This is a genomic window from Paenibacillus sp. MCAF9 (assembly GCF_052114265.1).
In the GTDB taxonomy this organism is placed as follows: Bacteria; Bacillota; Bacilli; order Paenibacillales; family Paenibacillaceae; genus Pristimantibacillus.
Window position 1 is genome coordinate 422,345 of record NZ_JBFREL010000002.1, and the last position, 20,973, is coordinate 443,317.

Genomic DNA, 20,973 nt, shown 5'->3' on the forward strand with positions numbered 1-20,973 from the left:
TGGCTCCTGCAACTATTGGCTGCCCTCTACCTCATTGCCTTCCTTACGCCAATATTCCATGCCGCCAAGCATCTCCTTTACCTTAAAGCCAAGCCCAGATAAACGAGCGGCACCTTTGGCAGCTCCATTGCATGCCGGCCCCCAGCAGTACACAACAATGACTTGTTCCTTTAAGAAGGATGAAGTCCTCTCCTGATTAATCATATTGGACGGCAGGTTAATCGCACCTGGAACATGGCACTCTTCATAAGCTTTTGCGCTGCGAACATCGATGAGCAGAAAGTCATTAACGCCCCGCTTCATATCATGACATACATCAGATACATCTGTTTCTACAGCCAGTTTGTTCATAAAATGACGATGGGTATCCTCCGGTGAAGCTGCTGGTGTTTCCAGAACAAGCGATACATAAGATTCGTTTTCCATTTCCGCTGCCTCCATTTGGGCTGTTATATTTAAGCCGTTCGATTTCTTAAATACAATGTAGCACAGCCTTAAACAATGGAGTTATCGATAGAAATCTATACTATACTTCATTAATTTTGATGATTAGCCCCGCCAACAAGCTCTAGGAACCCCGTAAACGCCTTGGATTTCCATTTCTTCTTGGCATAGATGAGCTGTGTATAGAACTTACAATCGGGGTGCGCAAAAGGAACAGCAATCAACTCGCCTTTCTGAACCGCATCAGCAACGACAATACGCGGCAATAAAGCAATTCCAAGACCGTACATCACACACTGCTTAATCGCTTCTAAATTGCCAAACTCATACGATAATGTATAATTCACATGGTTATGTTGGAGTACCTTAACTGCCCCATACGATTCTTCAAGCTTCTGAATTTGAGTCGTAATACTCGACTGCGCATAACCCAGAGTTTCAGCAGCTCGTGTGAAGCTCCCCCACTTTGCTACTTCGCGAAATGTTTTTAAGTACGTTAATTCCAAGGCGCTATTCCCCTTTCTATAGGGAGAATCGTTCCCCCTATTGTAGCTAGGATTTAGCTGTTGTTCATTCGTATTTCACAACATTAAATACGTCCTAACATGATGCGCAAGCCGACTACGATCATGGTCGGCACTAATAATTTATCGCTTTTTCCCCAAATTGGAGATGTGCTATGTGGCGACTGTATCTCGTAATTCTTTGAATCTGCAAATTCCTTCAACCGATCTTCCAATGAGTCCTTTTCATCATTAGGATATCCAACGACGACCTGCCCATTTTCTACTTTAGACGCCGTTATCCAGCTTGGGGAAAGCAATTTAAGATTAGGAGGGATGTCAGATAAGAAAAAGACGTATTCTTCACCGGATTTGAACTTCATAGAAAAATCAGGACATGCATTTCCAGCTGGATATTTGCTTCTATTGTCTATCGTTTCTGGCAAATAAATCGTCTGCGGCGCTTTGCCCGGTCCAGCATATGAAGTAACAGCCAGTGTAACTTTTCTTCCGTCCTCACTTATATCAGCCACCTTGCCATAAACCATAGCTTTCGACTCATACGCCTCTTCAAAGTTCCATGGGATAGGTGAGCAAGCATGGACAAAATTAGCGTTCACTACGATAAACAAACAGATGCAGCTAAGTGTTAGTAATAGTACTTTATTTCTCATGTTCATCACTCCCATTCATTCTTATACCCTATAACGATGGAATGGAAATAATTGTTGCTAATCTGCTGCCGACTTCAAAGCAATAACCGCAGTCGCATCTGATTTAAGTCAACGGACTAATATCTTTTCGAAAATAATAATGTTTGCTGCCTAAGGGCGCGTCTTCAAAAACCGCCACTTCTTTATAACCGTTTTTCTTATAAAATTCCGGTGCCTGAAAACTAAACGTGTTTAGCTTAATGAAGGTGCATTTCTTCTCTTTAGCTATTTTCTCTATTTGGGATAGCAGCTGGCTGCCAAGACCTGTGCCTCTAAGAGCTTGATCTACCCACAAAATATCGACCTCTATCCAATTCCAGCAAAAGACGCTTAATAGTCCGCCAAGGATTTTACCTTCGTCATCCTTTATCGTCAGATTTATTTCCTCATAATTGTTTTTCAACTCATCAGGGACATGCCCATGATTATACTCGATCAGTTTTCTTTTCACGTATTCGCTTTCTTCTTTGCTTCCATAAGTAATTTCAGCTGACACTAGTTTCCACCGCCAAATAAGATAATATAATGATCACTTTCCAATTATAGTATATTGCACATTCAAGATGAAGCGTTTTGCTTAATCATGGAAACGGCTGCGGAAGCTGCTAGGCGACTCCCCCGTCCAGCGCTTGAACTGCCTGCTGAAGTGCGCAATATTATGGTAGCCAAGCCTCGCCGATATCGACTCTACCGTTGCTTCGGGATTCATCAGCAGCAGCTTCGCCTTTTTCAGCATCAATGAGGACAAATATTGTCGTGGAGATACGCCATACACTTGGGTAAACATGCGATTAACCGATGACATGCTGTAACCAACCGAATCCGCAATTAATTTTATCGTCTCCACCTCATCCTCCTTCTCCCCCCTCTCAGCCGCGCTTTCAACCGTACGCTCCAGCATGGCTGCGATTTGAGAGGCTGCAGCAGATTTCCGTGCGCCAGCTGCACCGCGATTAAGCTCAGATAATGTGCCGCTCAACCCGGCAAACAGCTCAAATAGCGCGGACAAAATATTCATGCGAGACTCGACTCGCACGACTGACTCTTCGGAGGTTAATGCCATTAATTTATCCAAAGCTGGCTTGATTGCTACTGCCAGCTCACTGCCAGCTTCGTGAAAACAATGGCTATTGCGAATAAGAAGCTCACGGAAAGACCTCTCATCGACGTCAAAATGCAAGCAGTAATAGGTCATTTCATCATTACAAACGACAGAGCTTTCATGATTGTCCCCCGGATTGAGCAATATAAGATCACCTGGACCTTGCTTGTAGGCATGTCCGTTAACCTTCATCTCCTGCGTTCCCGATAATACGAGATTCACTTCAAATAGAGGATGCTTATGAAGCGGATATTTCCAATCCGGGTCCACTGTACGCCAGTGTGCCGCAAATACACGGAAGGTCGAGTCCATATCAGGCAGCATAAATTCCTTTCTTGCCGGTTCTCGTTTTGCTTGCATACGTTGCCCTCTCCTTCCGAAATTGCGAGTCTAATAAACTGATTGATTTGGGTAAATATCAACATGGTATGGATATGGGAACGGGTTAAAATCATTGCTATGATATAGATAGTATAGATTACAATTCATTTCCTAAAAAGGAGAAAAGATATGACTGCCATCCAAAATCCGATTTTACCTGGCTTTAATCCAGACCCCTGTATTTGCCGTGTAGGAGAAGACTACTATATTGCGGTTTCAACCTTCGAATGGTTTCCCGGCGTTGGCATTTACCATTCTAAGGATTTAAAAAACTGGAGGCTTGCCGCAAGACCTTTAAGCAGGCTCAGCCAGCTGAACATGATGGGCAATCCTGATTCTGGCGGTATTTGGGCTCCCGCACTATCCTATAGCGACAATAAATTTTGGCTCATCTATACCGATGTGAAAGTAACCGAAGGACAATGGAAAGACTGCCACAACTATTTGGTTACCTGCGACACGATTGATGGCGAATGGTCCGAGCCCATTCATGTGAACAGCTCCGGCTTCGATCCATCGTTGTTCCATGACGAGGACGGCAAAAAGTATTTTGTAAACATGATGTGGGATCAACGGGTCGGCCATCATAACTTCTATGGTATTTTGCTGCAGGAATACAGCGCGAGTGAGCAGAAGCTAATCGGAAAACCTGAAATTATTTTCAAAGGAACCGATATTAAGCTGACCGAAGCTCCTCACCTCTATAAAATGAATGGCTACTATTACTTGCTTACGGCTGAGGGCGGCACCAAATATGAGCATCAGGCGACCATCGCTCGCTCCAAACAGCTTACCGGGCCATATGAGGTGCATCCGGAAAATCCGTTAATCACATCGTTCCATGCACCGCGTATTCCATTGCAAAAGGCGGGCCATGCTTCCATCGTTCAAACGCATACGGGCGAGTGGTTCTTAGTGCATCTAGTTGGACGACCTCTCTCCAGAGAAGGCCAGCCGCTGCTTGATCCGCGTGGATACTGCCCGCTTGGCAGAGAAACAGCTATTCAGCGGCTCGAATGGCGCAATGATTGGCCTTATGTCGTTGGCGGCAACCAGCCTTCCCTTGTCATTGAAGGACCGAACATTCCCGAAGTGCAATGGGAGCGCGATTACCCAGTTAAGGACGATTTCGATAGCAGCACGCTAAATCTGCATTTCCAAAGCCTGCGCATCCCTTTAGGAGATCAAATTGTTTCGTTGACCGATAACCCTGGACATCTTCGTCTATACGGCAAAGAATCATTGACCTCCAAATTTACGCAGTCATTTATCGCAAGGAGATGGCAGCATTTCAACTTTACAGCTGAAACAAAAATCGCATTTCATCCGACGTCCTTCCAACAATCAGCTGGGCTTGTGAACTACTACAACACGCAAAACTGGACATCCTGCCAAATCTCATGGAATGAGGAAAAGGGAAAAATTTTGCAGCTTGTTGCATGCGATAATTTTTCGTTCTCTGAGCCGCTTCAAGGTAGCGAAATAGCAATTCCAGAAGACGTTGCCTATGTGCATATCCGTGTTGACGTAGAGAACACACTGTACTACTACTCTTATTCGTTTGATGGCAAGAGCTGGTCTCGTCTGCCTGTAAACTTCGAATGCTACAAGCTATCGGATGACTACATTCAAGGCGGCGGCTTCTTCACAGGCGCATTCGTCGGCATGCAGTGTCAGGATACATCAGGACGCAGCCTGCACGCAGACTTTGATTATTTTATATACGACAATCATTAATGAAGCAAGAAAGCTATTGGGAGCTGAGCATCGTTCCTAAGAGCTTTCTTTTTTTTATCCTTTGCATAAACGAAAGAACCTCCATAACCACTGCTGTGATTGGAGGTTCTTGTACGATTCAGATACTGCCAATGGACGACGTCCCATCATCAGCTTTAGCCTTTGACTGAACCTGCCGCTATACCTTCAACGATACGATCGCTTAAGAATAGGAATGCAATCAATATTGGCAATATACTAATCATTAATGTAGCCCCGATTGCGCCCCAGTCCGTCGTATACTGCCCGATAAAGTTTTGCACGCCGACCGTCAGCGTCTTATAGGCATCTGAGCTTATAAATGTATTAACGAAAATAAATTCATTCCAATTATATATCATGTTAATAATGCCTGTCGTTGCGATAACAGAGCCTGTCATCGGCAGTACGATTCGGAAAAATATTTTGTTTACGGAGCAGCCGTCGATAACCGCCGCTTCCTCTACCTCGCGCGGCAAAGCATAATAGAAGCCAAGCAGGATCATAATCGTGATCGGCATATTGAACGCTACATAAGACAAAATAAGCGACAACGGATGATCAATGAGATGTATTTTGTTGAAAATGCTGAACAACGGAATGAGCGTCGAGTGAACCGGAATCATCATCGCGACCATGAATAGACCGAGTACAAAAGAGCTTCCTTTCCACTTCAGCCTTGTTATCGCGTAGGTAACTAGGCTGCCTAACACAATCGTAAGCACCGTTGCAACAACCGTAATCCATACGCTGTTGAAAAAATAAACATCAATATTTCCAGCGCTCCATACCTTCTCGTAATTTTCCCACCTAGGATTCATTGGCAGTGACAGCGGAGGAAGATTGAATACTTCCTGATTGTTTTTAAGCGAGAAAAACAACAGCCATACGAGCGGGAAAATTTGCAATATGGCAACGACCGATAACACGATATATAGTACGGAATATCCCAGTTTGCTTGCTATCCAAGCGCCGGAGCTTTTGTTTCCGTTCCTCAGCTGTCCTGCAGTTCCGGGCATCATGAAGCTTCCCTCCTTACGAATATTGAATCGTATCTTTTGTAGCAGTCAATTTTCGGATTATCCAGGTTACGATGAGACAAATGATAAGCAGGAAGAAACCAATGGCACTGCCATAACCAAAGTCATATGCCCGGAAAGCTTGGTGATACATGTACGATGCCATCACTTCACTGGAGCCATTTGGCCCACCATCTGTCATGACATAAATCAGATCAAAGTATTTAAGCGATCCAACAATCGCCAGCACGATCGTTACTTTAATGACCTCCATCGCCAGCGGAAGCTTGATCTTGTAGGCGATTTGAAAGGCGTTCGCGCCGTCAATCTTCGCCGCTTCCTCAAGTGAAGCTGGGATGTTCTTAAGCGCAGCGTAATAAATTAAAATATAAAAGCCCGCATACTGCCAGAGAATTGGAATGAATAGAGCAAACAATACCAGTGAAGACTCAGCCAGCCATGCGGGAGGATTTGCAAACCCAATGGATTCGAGAAAGCTGTTCAGAATCCCATTCGTTGGATGATAAATTTTCAGCCAAAGCTGTGCAATCGCTACGGACGACAGCAGCATCGGAATCAAATATATTTTACGAAAAAAATTGACGCCCTTTAGCTTGGCGGACAACACCATAGCAATAACTAAATAGAGAATGAGACTAAGTGTTGAAAAAACAGCTAACATAAGTGAGTGACCAGCGCTGTTCCAAAACATTTTATCCTTAATTAGAGCTTGATAATTATCCAAACCAATAAATTTCATCGCTCCAATGCCATTCCACTGGTTTAATCCATAATAGCCAGTCAGAACGATTGGAATGTATACAATAGCTAATATCAGAAGCAGGGAAGGCAGCACATACAGCGCAATTATTCTTTTGTTCGACATGACCTTATCCAAATTAGCCGACTCCTTTCTCATTCTCAAGCAGTAAGCGTTTACCCGGCATCCTCTGCCGGGCAAACGGCTTCCCTGCTCCCTATTCTAGAAGCTGTCAGTTTCCTTTGGAAATGGCCGCATCATGCTCTTCAGAGAATTTCTCTGGAGTCACTGCTTTGCCGAATAACGCTTGAATTTGGTTGAGATGCGTTTCTGCGGCATTTGCTTGCATTTGTACATCTGCAAACAAGGTAATGCTGCTAGCTTTGTTCATTTCATTGAACAGATCTACATATAGCTGAGGCAGCTCAAGCTTGGAAGTATCCACCTTCGTTGCTGGAATAACACCTGCTCCAGTAACGGATTGCTCTCCCCATTTTTCCACAAAATATTCTACGAAAGCTTTCGCTTCTGCTTTGACGTTTGAGCTTTCTGAAACGAACAATCCAACGCCTGGTCCGCCTACCCAGCTGTTGATATCGCCTTTGCCGCCTTCAACCGTTGGGAACTTGAAGAAACCAACGCTGTCGCGGAACTCTTTAGGAATATCTTCATTTGTTGTGAAGTTAGGAAGCTCCCACGTACCCATCATGTACATAGCTGCTTTGCTGTTCAGAAACTCTGATTTTGCTTCTTCGTTGGACAAGCCGTTAAAGCCTTTTACGAATGCGTTGCTGTCTACTAGCGATTGAACCTCACTAGCCGCTTTTACTAGGTTTTCATCCTTGAAAGAACCTGACCCGCTAATTGCTTTGGACAATGCTTCTTGTCCTGCAAAACGATCTGCAAGGTACATGTACCACAGTGATCCAGTCCAACGATCCTTGTTGCCAAGAGCGATTGGCGCGACACCGTTTTCAGAGAGCGTTTTCACAACTTGCTTAAATTGCTCGTAGGTTTGCGGCACTTCCAGCTTGTATTTCTCAAAAAGCGCTTTATTGTAATATACCGGTGAAATATTGAATTCAAGCGGCAAACCATACGTTTTACCGTCTACAGCATAAGCCTCTGTTGTGCCGCTGACGAATTTGCCATTAAGATTTCCGCTTAGCAAATCATCCAGCGGTGTGAACAGCTTGCCCTCAACATACGGTTGAAGGAAGCCCGCTGCCCAAGTCACGCCTACATCCGGCAGTTGGTTTGATGCTGAAAGCACTTTCAATTTATTTTTATATTGTTCGTTATCCAGCACTTCTTGTTTGATCGTAACGTTAGGGTTCTCTTTTTGATATTCAGAAATAATTTGATTCACAATTTTGTTTTGTCCAGCCGATACTCCCTCAGGCCATAAGTGCATAAAGTTAACCGTTACTTTCTCGGAACCGCTTCCATTTTCACCATTCTTTGAACCCTCTTTACCGCCATTGTTCGAATTTTGACCGCAGCCTGCTGTAACAACTGCAAGACATAGAGTCAATAGGAGAATCGTCCATTTCTTTTTGAACACGTTTACAACCCCTTTTCTGCTGGTGATAGATTTGAATCTTACAAATCCATTTTATCAACACGATGTCAGCATCGTAAGGGTACATGAATTGGGGAAAATACTACTTTTATTGGATTGTCTCCTCGGAATGAGCGATCGTTCTTCGGTATTGACCCGGGCTAGTTCCTTCGAGCGAACGAAACACTTTCACAAAATATTTCGCCGTTTGATAACCGACTTGTTCAGCAATATCTGCAATCGCAAGTCTTGTCGTAGACAGTAATTCCTTAGCTCTTTGCACCCTTTTTCTCGTCAAATAATCGCTAAACGTAAGCCCCGTCTGCTCCTTAAAGAGCACGCTGAGATAGCTTGCATTCATATGCAAATGCTCTGCTGTATCGCGCATAGTGAGCGGCTTCTGCAAATTGTCTTTTAAATACTGAATCGCTTCTTGCACCTGCGGGCTGTAGCTGTCTTCTTCCTGCGCAATATCCAGCAGCTTCGGGTCCATTAGCTTCTCCATGCGCTCAATCCGGTGTTTGCTTTCTTCTCTCTTCATAGCAAGCTCTACCGCTTTAATAAGTTTAGTTTTATCCAAAGGCTTGAGCAGATATTCGACCACGCCAAACTGCAGCGCCTTCTGCGCGTAATCAAATTCAGGGTGACCCGAAATAATGATGACGACAGGAGGATGCAGCAGCTGCTCGTTTATTCGCTCCACTAAATCGAGCCCGCCGATTTCAGGCATGCGTATATCGGTGATTAGCAAATTCGCCTCGTTATGCTTCAGCCACTCCATCGCTTCTATCCCATTGGATGCGGTCTCTATCCGATATTGTCCAGCCGACCATGCTTCAAGTACTTTGCGTACGCCTTCCCTCGTTCTCGGTTCATCATCCACGATCAGTATGGTTTTCAATTGGAATTCCCCTTCCATGTTCATTCGGTATCTCAAAGGCGACGGTTGTGCCACTGCCGATCTCGCTCTTAATTTCCAAGCCTTTGGTTTCCAAATGATAATAAAGCAGCAATCTTCGTTCCACATTGCTTATGCCAACTCCAGTTCCTTTGGAGGAAGCTTGATGCTGACCTTTGTCCATTGCTGCGTATAACGCCCGAATTTTCTCCTCATCCATGCCTGGTCCATTATCCGTTACAGCGATGCGAGTATAACCCGTCCGCTCAGACGGCTCGACCCGAACAACAACGGTGCCTGCCCCAATTCGCTGCTCAACGCCATGCAGAATAGCATTTTCCACGAGCGGTTGAATAAGAAGCTTAGGAATCGGCACACTGCGGCAATTTTCATCTGATTCAACCTTCCATGTCAGCCTATCGATCATGCGCATATCCATTATTTTTAAATACCGCTGCGCATGCTCAAGCTCATCACCGATCGTTACCCATTCATCCTCATCCGCGTGTGAAATGACATATCGGAACAAACCAGACATTGCAATAACAACATCCGCCAGCTCCTCTTCGCCTTTCTCATCCAGCGCCCAATAAAAGGCTTCCAGTGTATTAAACAAGAAGTGCGGATTAATTTGCGCTTGCAGCGCCTTCAGCTCCGTCCGGCTTTGAACAATCTCCTTCTGATAGACAACATCAATGAGCTCATTCAAAGAGCCAACCATCTGATTGTACGTATTATTAAGCTCATTAATTTCCATCGTTTTGGACGTAACCGGTATCGGCTTCAAGGTTCCAAACTTCGCATTGCGCATCACTTTAATCAAATTCAATATTGGGCGAGTAATCATCGTTGATAAAATAAAAGTTAAAATAAGAAATAACATGCCGCCTACTAAAATCGAAACAATAATAACGGTACGCAAAATCGAAATGCCTTCGGCAGCATACTTTATCGGCGTTAAAATAATAATTTTCCAGCCGGTCATTTCCGATTTTTTCTCAATGGCCATGAACCGTTCTTTGTCCAGCGTTACCGTCTCATCTCCTTTATTAAGCATCTTCTCAACGTCTACTTCCTTCGAAAAATCGGAGGTAATCGTCTGATTCTCGGCATCGAATAAACCCATCATTTCGCTGGAACCATTGTCAGCGTTTCCATTCGATTCGGTGAGCTCAAAATATTTTTTATCAATTTGCACCATCAAATACCCTGCATGCGAGAAGGAATGGTCAATAAGCCGAACATGGCGAATCGCAATGATGGAATCGGGGTACCTAGGGTCCATCCCGAACCAGACCAACCTGCCTCTTCCCTTGTCCACAAGGCTAAGCCAGTCCATAGATACCCGGTTGTCCAAGCTTATATCCGTGAGAGGGAACAGCATCCGATAGTCCGTTGTGTACAGCTCCAATGAGCGAATCCCCGTTGCATAAGCTTCTTGCTTTCGTATCTCCTGCTGAAGGGATTGACGCTCTTCAAAGCTGATCTTTCGTCCTTGCACCTCTTGTGCCATCAACCGCTGGATCGTTGCGCTTGTTGCTACCTGCATCGTGAACGTATCGATCTGCCGCAGCAGCACATCCAGCTTGCCTGTCGCTTGAACAGCCGTTTGTTGAATATGTTTTTCCGCATTGTTGCGCAGCAGAACCGAAACTTGATCATACGTAAAAAAGCCGACCGCCCCCAGCACGATAACCATAACGAGCATGAAGCCAAGGAAAATTTGATTACGCAATGTATTCATTTGTCCGAAACGATTCATGCCTACACTCCTTGTCCCATTCATTTCGTTTTTACTATACACAATTAAGATAATAAAAAGAAAGCCCTATCATTTCCACTGCTAATATATTAATTAATTAGATTAATAATCCATTGTTCACTGTAATCAGATATAATGATCATAAGCTTATGGCTATCAGAGTATCTGCTTACTAATCATTTTAGAGAGGGGAATTCCGATGACCGTCGATTTCCTAGTACGCAATAACGTAAAGGTTTTAGGCAAAGGTGAACAAACGATTGTATTTGCTCATGGATTCGGCTGCGATCAAGATATGTGGCGCTACATCGTCCCGGCCTTTGAAGATGATTACCGCATCATCTTGTTTGATTATGTAGGTTCTGGAGAATCGCAAATCGATTATTATGATCCCGAAAAATATAGTAGTTTACATGGTTATGCGCAAGATGTCATTGAAATTATGGATACGCTGCATGTAAAGGATGCTATATTTGTTGGCCACTCCGTTAGCAGTATGATTGGGATGCTTGCATCCATTCGCAATACGGAATATTTTAAACACATCATTATGCTGGGTCCTTCTCCGCGTTATGTAAATGACCTTCCTGATTATTATGGAGGTTTCCATAGGCATGAAATTGATGAATTGCTTCATATGATGCAAATGAATTTTATTGGCTGGGCGAGCTACCTTGCGCCAATCGTTATGCAAAATCCAGAACGCAAGGAATTAACTAGCGAATTGGAAAAAAGCTTTTGCTCTAGAGATCCCCATATTGCAAGGCAATTTGCTGAGGTAACTTTTTTATCCGATTGTCGCGCTGATCTCAGCCATGCAACCGTCCCTGCCCTCATTCTTCAATGTTCTGACGACAGCATTGCTCCTATTGAGGTTGGCGACTATTTGCATGCTCATCTTAAAAACAGTACTCTTCAGCATATGCTCGCAAAAGGCCATTACCCGCACTTAAGTCATCCCGAAGAGACGACGCAGTTGATCAAACAATATCTATCGAGCAACTAGAACTTGAAGAGAGGCAGTCGTTACATGGATACCCAGTTAAATTATGCCCCCTGTGGATTTTTCACTATTTCAAGTACAGGGGTAATTCTAGAGTTCAATCAAACGCTGTTAAACATGCTTGGTTTTGACCGGCAAGAACTGCTGAACCGACATCTTGAAACCACTATGTCTCTTACGAACAAACTGTTTTTTCATACCTATTTTTATCCGTATATCCAGCTGTATGGGCATGTGAATGAAATGTATTTCTCGTTTAAAACGAGAGACCAGCTTGATGTGCCTGTACTGTTAAACGGTATTCGTCACGAACGGGATGGCGAAACTGTTATTGATTGTGTCGTTGTGGAAATGCGCAAACGCATTGAACATGAAAACGATATCCTGCAAACCAAAACAAAGCTGGAGGAGCTTTATCGGGCAACCAATGAAGCGAACAAAAAGCTTGAACTTCTGCATGAAGAATATGAAAGCAAACAATCGCAATTGCTAATTTTGAACCACCAGCTGGAAAAGCTAGCCTCAACCGATCCTTTAACAGGGCTCAAAAACCGAAGGTTTTTTCAAGAGAGCTTGCTCGCGTATATCGCATTATTTCAACAAACTGAGCTGCCATTTTCCCTTTTAATTATCGATATTGATCGTTTTAAAAGCATTAACGATACCTACGGGCATCCGGTCGGTGATTTGGTTCTTACAGAGCTGGCACAATTACTCGTATCCGCGTCAAGAGAAGACGACATTGTGGCTCGATTTGGAGGAGAGGAATTCGTCATTATTATTCCTAATACCAATCAGGAGAATGCCATATTAGCGGCCGAAAGGTATCGCAGCAAGACTGAAACAGCTCATTGGGGAGAATATCATGTGACGGTTAGTATTGGCGCAGCAACGATTACGCAGGAGGATACCGATCAATCCTTGCTTCAAAAAGCTGATCAAGCGCTCTACAACTCCAAAAAAAGCGGGAGAAACCGGGTTACACACTACTCCAATTTGGAGGAGGTCTAATCGCTTGTTCTCCATTTTAAAAATAGGAAATAGACCGAGAACCACATTATCGAATGGTTTCGGTCTATTTTGATTTCTAATTATTACAAAAAGTGATCATACTCAATTCGCATTCTATATAAATTCAAAATTCGAATTTGTTCCTCACTTAATTGTTCATGATTCCAATACATATGCATCAAGTTGTATTCAAACAGCTGTTTCAATTTCAAAAAAAGAGGCAATGTGTCAACCATCTCCGGAGATAGCTCGTGCTCTTCTCTATACCCATCAAGGAGAGCTGCCGTAATGGACTGTCGATAGTCCTTGATGTTCCCTCCGCCTGAGAATGAGTATTCCATAGCAGAATAGATGGGGACAGCTAAATCAAAAATATTAAAATGTTTTTCACAATCTTGGAAATCAATCATCGTAATTTCAGAGCCGTCCACTAAGATGTTTTCTAGCCATAAATCACCGTGGATCAGTCCGTAGTTTGAATTATTTTTAGGTAAACCCTTGATCTTTGTTAAAAGATGATCCGCCATTTCTCGTATCGCTGTTTCTTCCTTCGGGATATGTGTGAGAAAATCGTATTCCTTGTTTTCATACCAATCCTTAAGATGTGCCGTAGACTCACGATAGGACTCGGTTACACGATGCATCTTACCTATTTGCTTTCCAACCTTTTTAAGTACGGATTTGTTCCACTCCGCCCGTGGCAAATGAATGCCCGCCGCAGCTTTATATACAACGGCCAGCTTTTCTTCATCCAGCATGATCTTTTCAATATATTGATGATTAGAAGAGTGGACAGCTTCAGAAGCGCCAACGCCTTGATGGCATAAAAAATTCGTCCAGCTCACTTCTTCTGACTGCTCGTGATAGGTTTTATAATTCGTTATTCGAACATAAAAGGTGCCCTGCTCTGCAAGACAACGATAGATTTCATTGGTTACCGTCTCCACCTTATAACAACCAATAGAATAAGCTTCCTTAAGAAATTTCAATATTTGTTCTTCCATATTTGTATCCGCCTCGTTATAGATAGTTATCTAAACCACTTCTTTAGTTTACCATTTATAAACTTCGGGCTCCGATAAAATACAATTATACTTGTTCTTGGCATGGCCGAACTTATTGCATCTATTTTCTATAATTTATAATGCGTGAGCGGCTAGAAGCAGGCGATTCGCAGGTGACTGCGCTTGTACGCCAAGCAGGTCAATATTTGGGCTACGCTTTAACTAACCTGCTTCATCTGTATAATCCAGATGTCATCATGGTTGGCGCTAGAGAGTGGATAAGGAAACTTAAACAATAACCATATTTGCGTAGCTTAATTTATTCATAAAGAACAGAAAAGCCGGACACCATTCGATTCAATGGTGTCCGGCTCTCTTAGAACTGCTCCTTATGCTCATTCCCGCTTCCAGGAGCAGCCTCTATGTCATTGTCCTTATTTCTTGAAAAACACTTCAGCTTCATCCAGTGCCATCTTGTTTCCAATGGCTGAGTAATCCAGCCAAGGCTGCTCACCGATGACGTAGACATGTCCGTTTTTAACAGCCTTCAATCCTTTCCAGATCGGACTGCTTTGCATCTCATCATAAATTTTCTTAGCGTCTGCCTCCACATTTACAACGACAAAGATTGCATCTGCATCGAAGTCAGGCAATACCTCTTGAGATATTACTTCGTAAGGAGCTGAGGTAATCTTCTCTACACCGTTTGCAGGCGTGAAGCCGAGATCATCGAATAAGATAGGTCCCATTGGACGAGGCGTACCAAATACGCGCAGTTCCTTCGCTGTTACTCGAATAGCCATTGCCTTCGGGTTATCGCCCAGTTCCGCTTGAACCAGACCTTTGACGCGCTTAAGCTGCTCTTCATAATCCGCAATAAATTTTTCAGCTTGCTGCTTGCGACCTAGATCAGCAGCCAGCAGCTTCAAATGATCTCTCCATGTGCCTTCATCCAGATCGAACATTTTGACCGGGGCAATCGCCTCTAGCTTAGCCGTATCTTGACCAGCAAATTCTTTATCGGCATAAATAACGTCCGGCTCAAGCTGCAGCAATGCCTCCATGTCTACTTCCTTCGCTACACCAAGCTTCGCTGTGTCCTTCAAGCGATCAGCGACATGTGAAAGAAAATCCTTTGCTTTCCCGCCCAAAACACCGCCAGCCGCTGTTACATCCAGAGCAAGCAAATTATTCGTAATATGGATCGATAACGAAGCGATTTTGGGTACCTCTGCCGTCTCAGGTGTATTTGTCGCTGTGTTTTGTTCTGGTGCAGCAGTTGGAGCCGTATTGGCTCCAGACTGATTATTATTTTTTTGACCGCAGGCAGAGAGCACAAGCACCAAAGCCATACAGATAAGCAGCAAAACATTCATTTTTTTAAACATCGTTATATTCAACCTCAATTCGTTTTGTTGGGTGCTGCCAGCAGTAAATAAAGGAAATAGGGTGCGCCGATAGCCGCAACCAATACGCCAGCAGGAATTAAACTTGGTAAAAATAAGGATCGGCCCGCTGTATCAGCCATGACTAGAATGACGAGTCCAAGCATCCCGGATATAGGAATAACGTATTGGTGCGAAGAACCAACCAGTCTTCTCGCCAAATGCGGCGCAACAAATCCGATAAAGCCGATCCCCCCCGCCATCGCAACGCTTGCGCTTGAGAGGGAGACTGCCGCTATAATGAGCCAAATCCTCTTACTATGAAGTGATACGCCAATACTGACTGCGGTGTCGTCTCCTAATGCAAGAGCATTCAGCGTTTTAGCATGCAGCTGCGCAAATACACCAAAGCCAATAATCCAAGGAAACAACGCATACACATGAATCCAATCTCTGCCCCATACATTTCCGACAAGCCATCTCGCAGTAAATGTGTAGGTTTCGGAATCAAGCCTAAGCGATAAGAACAAAGATAATGCGCTGAACCCAGCAGCGATTGCGATACCAACAAGGATGACCCTGGCAGGCTGCAGCCGTTGACCCCGCTCATAGGATAACAAGCCAATAAGCAGAGCGGTAAGCATCGCCCCGCAGAAGGTGAATAACGGGATCAATAGCGCGGACATTTTCTCCAGCGTTTTAAAGAAGCTGACAAACACAATAAGCCCAACAGCCGAGCCTGCATTAAGCCCAACGACACCCGGATCAGCAAGCGGATTGCGAAATACACCCTGTAGAATGGCACCCGATATACCAAGACCAATCCCAGCCAGCATCGTAATCAAGATTCGCGGCATGCGATAATCGAACAGCACGGTCGCTTCCTTCGTTGTGCCAAGTCCCATCAATGTTTTTAGAACCTGCATAGGAGACAGCTTAATCGTCCCTGTATTCAAACTAAAAATCAGAACCGCCATACATATAACCATTAACACAAATCCGACGAAGAGCGCCCGCCTTGTCTGCTTGCTCTCGGAATGCAACGATTTCACTCCCATTATAAATTCCTCTTCTCTTTCCTAGCCAAATAGAGGAAGAAGGGAACTCCGAGAAGCGCTACCATAGCGCTTAAAGCAAATTCTCTAGGCGGATTAACCATCCTTGCCGCCAAATCCGCAAGCACTAGCAATATCGCGCCGAGAATTGCAGAAAGCGGAATAATGCCCCGATAATCTACACCGATCAGCTTACGGACAATATGAGGAATGACAAGGCCGACGAATGAAATGGACCCAGCAGCAGATACGGATACACCAGCAAGTATGACGCCCGCTGTAATGGCCAATATTCTTGCACGTTTTATGCGGCCGCCTAAATTAACGGCTACCTCTTCCCCAAGTGAGAGCAAAGAGATTGTTCTGCTCAGCGCAAATGTAAGCAGCAGCGCCGCTATAATAATGGGAACAAGCAGCTTTAGGTGCAGCCACTTGATTCCTGCAACCCCGCCAGAAAACCAGAACGCCAAATCCTGGCTAAGGTCATAATAGATAGCGATGCCTGTGCTGATCGCTCCAAGCATAGCTGCCACTACCGATCCGGAAATCGTCAGCCTAAGCGGCGTCATTCCTCCCGGCACCCTTGAGCCTATTGCAAAAATAAAGATGGTGCTAATCATAGCCCCTGCGAATGAGCATCCGATTAGTCCTAAGTAAGGCATATTTGGTGCAAAAGCAAAGCAAAGCGCTACAACGAAGGTGGCGCCAGCATTCACACCCAAAATACCTGTATCTGCAAGCGGGTTTCGCGTAACCCCTTGCATGAGCGCACCAGCCACTGCAAAAGCGGCACCAACCACAGCGGCACCAATGACCCGCGGAAGGCGCAGCTCATGAATGACCTGATGGCTGGTTAATGTCGCATCATATTGAAATACGGCTGTCCATATTACAGAAATTGAAAGCTCCTTCGCTCCATACGATATCGCTAGAAACATAGCAGCAAGAAGAGCCAGCAGCGCTAAAATAAAGATAGCTATTCGCAATGACAGCTTGGCGCTCCACGTTCTTTCCCAGCTGTTTTTACCGATATCCATTTCACCTCGCCCGTATACTGATTATCATTATCAATTATATGAAGTGTCATAAAGACCGTCCATGGCTTATTTTAAGAGTTTCTATTTKGAATATTCTTAGATTCATGTATTATCGCTCACCTATTAGTTTTTTAACCGCCTCGTCCAACTGACTCTGGACCGACGTAGGAGCATAGACGATCCACTTATCCCAGTCCAGAAAATGAACCTGACCGCGGCGAACTGCTGCATGCTGAAGCCACGCTTCCTGTGACTCTAATTGACGCAAATACTCCATCGCTTTCACATCCGGACGAACAACGATAAATAAAAAATCCGAATCATATTCGATAAGCTGCTCCATCGCGATCGCTTTCCAATTGAAATGTTTAGGACCCGTGTGCTCTGCGATATTTTGCTGAAGCCGCTTAGACGGAATAAGCTCCAGTGATTGATAAAAGACATGGCCGATATTGCGTGTTCCGTAAATTCGCAGCCCAAAGTGCCCTATAACACAAATGGTCACTACAGCCTCTCCGATCGTTTCCTTCACCTGCTTACGTGCAGCTTGTACCTTACGAGCATGCTGCTCCAACCACTCGCTCGCTATTTCCATTTTGCCCACAATTCTCGCAACCTCATGAAACTGCTGGAACATATCTAGTGTCCCCCATGGAATCGTAATAATCGGAGCGAGGTCACCAATTAATTCTCTCGCCTTGGAGGTCACATTGTCCTTGCCTAATATCAGATCCGGTTTTGTCTCCAGAAACGTTTGCCGACTTACCTGCCATACATCCGATCCGTGAAAGGGAAGCGCCAGCGTCCGCGTTGTTTCTGGAATATCCTTGTACACTTGAGCAGCTACGGGTGTAATGCCAAGTGTCAGCAAATGATCCGTATAAGCATAAGACAAAGAGATAATATTCGGCTTTGGCTGTTGTTTGTACATCGTCGGTGCATAGCCGGCATATTCCTTGAAACGGCGGCTGAAATAAAATGAATCCTGATAGCCTACACGCCTTGCTACCTCGCTCATTTTGCGATTCGTTAACAGCAGCTCTTCCTTGGCACGATTCATTCGAATGTGCGTGAGAAATGTAATAGGCGACATATTCAGCTCCTGCTTAAACATTTGCGAATAATACGAGGGGTGCATCCCTGCCAGCTCAGCCAGCTTCTCTAGTGTAAGGTCAGAGTCATAAGCCTGATGCATATATGGAATGGTCATTTGTATAGCCCGTTTTTCTCCCCCAGGCAACACGGCAGGAGTACTACCCAGCAGCAGCTCAAGCAATTCATACATATATAATTGAGTCCGTTTTTTCCCTATACTGCCTGAATGTACATTCCGATAGGCTTCCTTTTCTTCCTCTGCAATCGCAAGGACAAGCCTTTGAATTTGATACTGATCCTGCTGTATATTACCCGTTATTGGAAAAAACAGCAGCTGATCAAACACTTTTCGCAGCGCGGTTGCTTCCGACAATTGATATAAATCAAAGGTAATCCTATAGAGCTTTGTATCCTGTCCGCTCACACTTTTAGCTTCTATTGTCATGCCTGGCTCAAGCATAAATGAGCTCTTGCGATTCAACTGAATGGGAACCCCATTTAATACAAAGGTACCTTGGATTTTCTCAAAATATATAAAGGTGAACTTCTTGATCGTTTGTGACTCCAAATGCCATTCATCGGAATCTGAAAAATAGTTAACATCCTCAATTTCAATGATAGTATTCGTTAAATCCAGCTGCTGTTTAAGTTCCAGCTCCATAACCTGCCTCCTTAAGGAGATATTCCGTCGTTTTATTTCTATTATAAACTAATTTACTTGTGATACACCTGAGACAAGCAGTCTCAGCTAGATTTAGCTGTTCAATACATGTACATTAAACATCGCAAAACGCAAAAGAAGAGGCTGTCCCATAAGCATCAAGCTCGCTGAGGAATAGCTCGCTTTGAACGGGAGTATTGGCAGCAGTACAGGAGAGCTATTCCTGTACTGCTATTTTTCTATTCGGTCTATGCTTGCTTCATAGGATTATGGGCAAGCGAAAGCCACCCGACCTCCAGACTTACCTTAGGTAAGCTGCGAAGCAGAAACGCCGGAATCCTTGGTTAATCTTTATCTGCCCTAAAACACTTTCGGGTTCAATCATTCATCTTACCGACAGCGAATATCCTTCCTCGCAGCTCAGTTTTCCCCTTGCTTGCTGCTTGTAGCGCATAATAACTCAGACTGACTATATCCAGCATCAGCGATGATCGTCGTATGATTGTAATGTGCGCGAACCGATAGGGAGAGTAAATAAGTGTAAAAGTGCACCTGTTTTTAACAAACAAGATTGGAATGTTGCAAATAGGTGTACTAATACCTCTAATTGATCAGATTTGAAGAAAATTTGATTAAATAAGTGCATTTCTGCACTTAGATGAAGATGCTGCAGGCGCTGCCGCAAAAGTCTTTGCATCAGGGAAACATCCCCGTTTTCAAATGAAAGGACTTCAAATTCCACTGAATAGTGGAGATTGAGGTCCTTTTTCTCGATGAAAATAAGTTCTAAGTAGTGCTCAAAAAATCGCAAAATGACTTTTGAGACAGCCTCTTCTCATTCAAAATACACTCTTATAATGTCGAGGCGACTTGACCGACTAACGATGTCAGTTGATCATAATCAACTGTATTCCCCTGTTTAAGTTTAATGGTTTTCCGTTCAGGAGGACCGTCAAACAATGGCTCCGGAAACGATAGTTCACTTGCGTTAAAGATCGTAAAGCTCACCGCATCCTATTTCTCCTTTGTAATTGAAATTCTACCTGACTCTATCATTACGTCGAACGAGGATTAACAAAATCGACAGCTTCATTAAAAAAAATCAACTTTTATTTAGCATGCCAATTTGGTCTCTCAAATCCGCTTCCAGTGCCATCATTCTTGAGCCTTGCAGCAATTTCATATCTTCAAGAAGCAGGCGGAGTCGATTTCGCCCGCAGCATTTACCCATGCTTTGAAGCGTGACGATTGAATCTCCATTAAAGCAACCAAACCATGCACTTCAGGCTCGGCGGGTGCAATTTCCGCAAGGATACGCCCGCCCTAGCCTTAGCGCTTCCTTGCAGAGCAGCGGTCGAAACCAACTGCCGCCGGAAGTCGCCGTATACTCCTCATTAAACATTAAATAGATCACTTCGAGTACAGTAGTGAGCCGTTCCTTGAGTTCATCGCCTACAGGAACCTCGAAACCAACTCGCAAGCTGCTTAACGTACGTTTCGCTCGAACAATCCGCTGTGCAATAGTCGACTCTGCTACAAGATAAGCATGTTCGATTTCATCCGTGGTCAATCCTCCAAGCAAACGCAGCGTCAAGGCTACTCTCGCCTCCTGAGATAAAGCAGGATGACATGTTGTGAAAATTAAGCGAAGGAGGTCATCTCCAACCTCTCCGTCTATCGCAATATGAATATCTTCCTCGGTGTATAAGACAGTTCCCCGTCCAAACTCCTCGTATTTCTGGTCGCGCAGCTTGCTCCTTCTAATCATATCTATCGCTCGACGTTTCGCTGCAGTCATAGCCTCTATGTCCGCCGCCTTCTGCA

At 44.3% G+C, this 20,973-nt stretch carries 19 protein-coding genes and 3 pseudogenes; 4 read left to right on the plus strand and 18 right to left on the minus strand.

The features are described from left to right. Positions 1-12: 12 nt before the first annotated feature. From AB4Z45_RS04695 to AB4Z45_RS04715, 5 genes are all read right to left on the minus strand, one after another. Positions 13-426 carry a rhodanese-like domain-containing protein gene (locus AB4Z45_RS04695; RefSeq protein ID WP_441908116.1) on the minus strand — a complete coding sequence of 138 codons (414 nt, stop codon included), beginning with the start codon at positions 424-426 and terminating at the stop codon, positions 13-15. A gap of 110 nt (positions 427-536) precedes the next feature. After that, positions 537-950, minus strand: a complete 414-nt coding sequence (locus AB4Z45_RS04700; RefSeq protein WP_441908117.1) for a LysR substrate-binding domain-containing protein — start codon at positions 948-950, stop codon at positions 537-539. Between the two features lie 83 nt (positions 951-1,033). Continuing rightward, the gene (locus tag AB4Z45_RS04705; protein ID WP_441908118.1) at positions 1,034-1,621 is read right to left on the minus strand and encodes a hypothetical protein; all 588 of its coding nucleotides are present in this window, start codon (positions 1,619-1,621) and stop codon (positions 1,034-1,036) included. Between the two features lie 103 nt (positions 1,622-1,724). Then, positions 1,725-2,156 (minus strand): GNAT family N-acetyltransferase, encoded by a 432-nt coding sequence (locus tag AB4Z45_RS04710; RefSeq protein WP_441908119.1) that lies wholly within the window; start codon positions 2,154-2,156, stop codon positions 1,725-1,727. A gap of 81 nt (positions 2,157-2,237) precedes the next feature. Continuing rightward, a complete protein-coding gene (locus AB4Z45_RS04715) occupies positions 2,238-3,122 on the minus strand; it encodes a helix-turn-helix domain-containing protein (protein ID WP_441908120.1) in 885 nt (294 codons plus the stop codon). Positions 3,123-3,272: 150 nt separating this feature from the next. Here AB4Z45_RS04715 and AB4Z45_RS04720 point away from each other — a divergent pair, with 150 nt between their 5' ends. Continuing rightward, positions 3,273-4,880 carry a glycoside hydrolase family 43 protein gene (locus AB4Z45_RS04720; RefSeq protein WP_441908121.1) on the plus strand — a complete coding sequence of 536 codons (1,608 nt, stop codon included), beginning with the start codon at positions 3,273-3,275 and terminating at the stop codon, positions 4,878-4,880. Between the two features lie 155 nt (positions 4,881-5,035). Here the strand turns inward: AB4Z45_RS04720 and AB4Z45_RS04725 are convergent, their stop codons facing one another. The 5 genes from AB4Z45_RS04725 to AB4Z45_RS04745 form a co-directional block, all read right to left on the minus strand. Continuing rightward, positions 5,036-5,920 carry a carbohydrate ABC transporter permease gene (locus tag AB4Z45_RS04725; RefSeq protein WP_076268734.1) on the minus strand — a complete coding sequence of 295 codons (885 nt, stop codon included), beginning with the start codon at positions 5,918-5,920 and terminating at the stop codon, positions 5,036-5,038. 13 nt (positions 5,921-5,933) lie between these two features. Continuing rightward, positions 5,934-6,815 carry a carbohydrate ABC transporter permease gene (locus AB4Z45_RS04730; RefSeq protein WP_076268733.1) on the minus strand — a complete coding sequence of 294 codons (882 nt, stop codon included), beginning with the start codon at positions 6,813-6,815 and terminating at the stop codon, positions 5,934-5,936. 94 nt (positions 6,816-6,909) lie between these two features. Further along, positions 6,910-8,241: an extracellular solute-binding protein gene (locus AB4Z45_RS04735; protein ID WP_441908122.1), complete on the minus strand. Its 1,332-nt coding sequence runs from the start codon at positions 8,239-8,241 to the stop codon at positions 6,910-6,912. Between the two features lie 106 nt (positions 8,242-8,347). Further along, positions 8,348-9,139, minus strand: a complete 792-nt coding sequence (locus AB4Z45_RS04740) for a response regulator transcription factor (RefSeq protein WP_441908123.1) — start codon at positions 9,137-9,139, stop codon at positions 8,348-8,350. Then, a complete protein-coding gene (locus AB4Z45_RS04745; protein WP_441908124.1) occupies positions 9,114-10,898 on the minus strand; it encodes a sensor histidine kinase in 1,785 nt (594 codons plus the stop codon). The genes AB4Z45_RS04740 and AB4Z45_RS04745 overlap by 26 nt, the downstream gene beginning before the upstream one ends. 199 nt (positions 10,899-11,097) lie before the next feature. Between AB4Z45_RS04745 and AB4Z45_RS04750 the strand changes: the two genes are divergently transcribed. Together AB4Z45_RS04750 and AB4Z45_RS04755 are read left to right on the plus strand one after the other, a co-directional pair. Continuing rightward, positions 11,098-11,904 carry an alpha/beta fold hydrolase gene (locus AB4Z45_RS04750; protein ID WP_441908125.1) on the plus strand — a complete coding sequence of 269 codons (807 nt, stop codon included), beginning with the start codon at positions 11,098-11,100 and terminating at the stop codon, positions 11,902-11,904. Positions 11,905-11,928: 24 nt separating this feature from the next. Next, the gene (locus AB4Z45_RS04755) at positions 11,929-12,912 is read left to right on the plus strand and encodes a sensor domain-containing diguanylate cyclase (RefSeq protein ID WP_441908126.1); all 984 of its coding nucleotides are present in this window, start codon (positions 11,929-11,931) and stop codon (positions 12,910-12,912) included. Positions 12,913-12,995: 83 nt separating this feature from the next. Here AB4Z45_RS04755 and AB4Z45_RS04760 read toward each other — a convergent pair whose 3' ends face one another. Then, complete coding sequence (locus AB4Z45_RS04760) at positions 12,996-13,916, minus strand: phosphotransferase enzyme family protein (RefSeq protein ID WP_441908127.1); 921 nt, start codon at positions 13,914-13,916, stop codon at positions 12,996-12,998. A gap of 173 nt (positions 13,917-14,089) precedes the next feature. Between AB4Z45_RS04760 and AB4Z45_RS04765 the strand changes: the two genes are divergently transcribed. Then, positions 14,090-14,215, plus strand: a complete 126-nt coding sequence (locus tag AB4Z45_RS04765; protein ID WP_441908128.1) for a hypothetical protein — start codon at positions 14,090-14,092, stop codon at positions 14,213-14,215. A gap of 135 nt (positions 14,216-14,350) precedes the next feature. On the opposite strand, the gene AB4Z45_RS04770 is transcribed toward AB4Z45_RS04765, so the two are convergent. From AB4Z45_RS04770 to AB4Z45_RS04800, 7 genes and pseudogenes are all read right to left on the minus strand, one after another. Continuing rightward, the gene (locus AB4Z45_RS04770; RefSeq protein ID WP_441908129.1) at positions 14,351-15,304 is read right to left on the minus strand and encodes an ABC transporter substrate-binding protein; all 954 of its coding nucleotides are present in this window, start codon (positions 15,302-15,304) and stop codon (positions 14,351-14,353) included. Between the two features lie 14 nt (positions 15,305-15,318). Then, complete coding sequence (locus AB4Z45_RS04775; RefSeq protein WP_441908130.1) at positions 15,319-16,359, minus strand: FecCD family ABC transporter permease; 1,041 nt, start codon at positions 16,357-16,359, stop codon at positions 15,319-15,321. Next, complete coding sequence (locus tag AB4Z45_RS04780) at positions 16,359-17,393, minus strand: FecCD family ABC transporter permease (RefSeq protein WP_441908131.1); 1,035 nt, start codon at positions 17,391-17,393, stop codon at positions 16,359-16,361. The genes AB4Z45_RS04775 and AB4Z45_RS04780 overlap by 1 nt, the downstream gene beginning before the upstream one ends. A gap of 109 nt (positions 17,394-17,502) precedes the next feature. Beyond that, positions 17,503-19,149 (minus strand): helix-turn-helix domain-containing protein, encoded by a 1,647-nt coding sequence (locus AB4Z45_RS04785; RefSeq protein WP_441908132.1) that lies wholly within the window; start codon positions 19,147-19,149, stop codon positions 17,503-17,505. A 248-nt stretch (positions 19,150-19,397) separates the two neighbouring features. Continuing rightward, positions 19,398-19,603: pseudogene (locus AB4Z45_RS04790) on the minus strand (transposase); the annotation flags it as partial. A 398-nt stretch (positions 19,604-20,001) separates the two neighbouring features. Next, a pseudogene (locus AB4Z45_RS04795) lies at positions 20,002-20,163 on the minus strand (DUF1801 domain-containing protein); the annotation flags it as partial. Positions 20,164-20,358: 195 nt separating this feature from the next. After that, a pseudogene (locus AB4Z45_RS04800) lies at positions 20,359-20,947 on the minus strand (DUF6596 domain-containing protein); the annotation flags it as partial. Positions 20,948-20,973: the final 26 nt, after the last annotated feature.

Excerpts from the sequence above, each read along its gene's own strand:
- AB4Z45_RS04695 (WP_441908116.1), bottom strand. The coding sequence starts at position 426 with ATGGAAAACGAATCTTATGTATCGCTTGTTCTGGAAACACCAGCAGCT.
- AB4Z45_RS04705 (WP_441908118.1), bottom strand. The coding sequence starts at position 1,621 with ATGAGAAATAAAGTACTATTACTAACACTTAGCTGCATCTGTTTGTTT.
- AB4Z45_RS04715 (WP_441908120.1), bottom strand. The coding sequence starts at position 3,122 with ATGCAAGCAAAACGAGAACCGGCAAGAAAGGAATTTATGCTGCCTGAT.
- AB4Z45_RS04720 (WP_441908121.1), top strand. The coding sequence starts at position 3,273 with ATGACTGCCATCCAAAATCCGATTTTACCTGGCTTTAATCCAGACCCC.
- AB4Z45_RS04725 (WP_076268734.1), bottom strand. The coding sequence starts at position 5,920 with ATGATGCCCGGAACTGCAGGACAGCTGAGGAACGGAAACAAAAGCTCC.
- AB4Z45_RS04745 (WP_441908124.1), bottom strand. The coding sequence starts at position 10,898 with ATGAATCGTTTCGGACAAATGAATACATTGCGTAATCAAATTTTCCTT.
- AB4Z45_RS04750 (WP_441908125.1), top strand. The coding sequence starts at position 11,098 with ATGACCGTCGATTTCCTAGTACGCAATAACGTAAAGGTTTTAGGCAAA.
- AB4Z45_RS04755 (WP_441908126.1), top strand. The coding sequence starts at position 11,929 with ATGGATACCCAGTTAAATTATGCCCCCTGTGGATTTTTCACTATTTCA.
- AB4Z45_RS04760 (WP_441908127.1), bottom strand. The coding sequence starts at position 13,916 with ATGGAAGAACAAATATTGAAATTTCTTAAGGAAGCTTATTCTATTGGT.
- AB4Z45_RS04770 (WP_441908129.1), bottom strand. The coding sequence starts at position 15,304 with ATGTTTAAAAAAATGAATGTTTTGCTGCTTATCTGTATGGCTTTGGTG.
- AB4Z45_RS04775 (WP_441908130.1), bottom strand. The coding sequence starts at position 16,359 with ATGGGAGTGAAATCGTTGCATTCCGAGAGCAAGCAGACAAGGCGGGCG.
- AB4Z45_RS04780 (WP_441908131.1), bottom strand. The coding sequence starts at position 17,393 with ATGGATATCGGTAAAAACAGCTGGGAAAGAACGTGGAGCGCCAAGCTG.
- AB4Z45_RS04785 (WP_441908132.1), bottom strand. The coding sequence starts at position 19,149 with ATGGAGCTGGAACTTAAACAGCAGCTGGATTTAACGAATACTATCATT.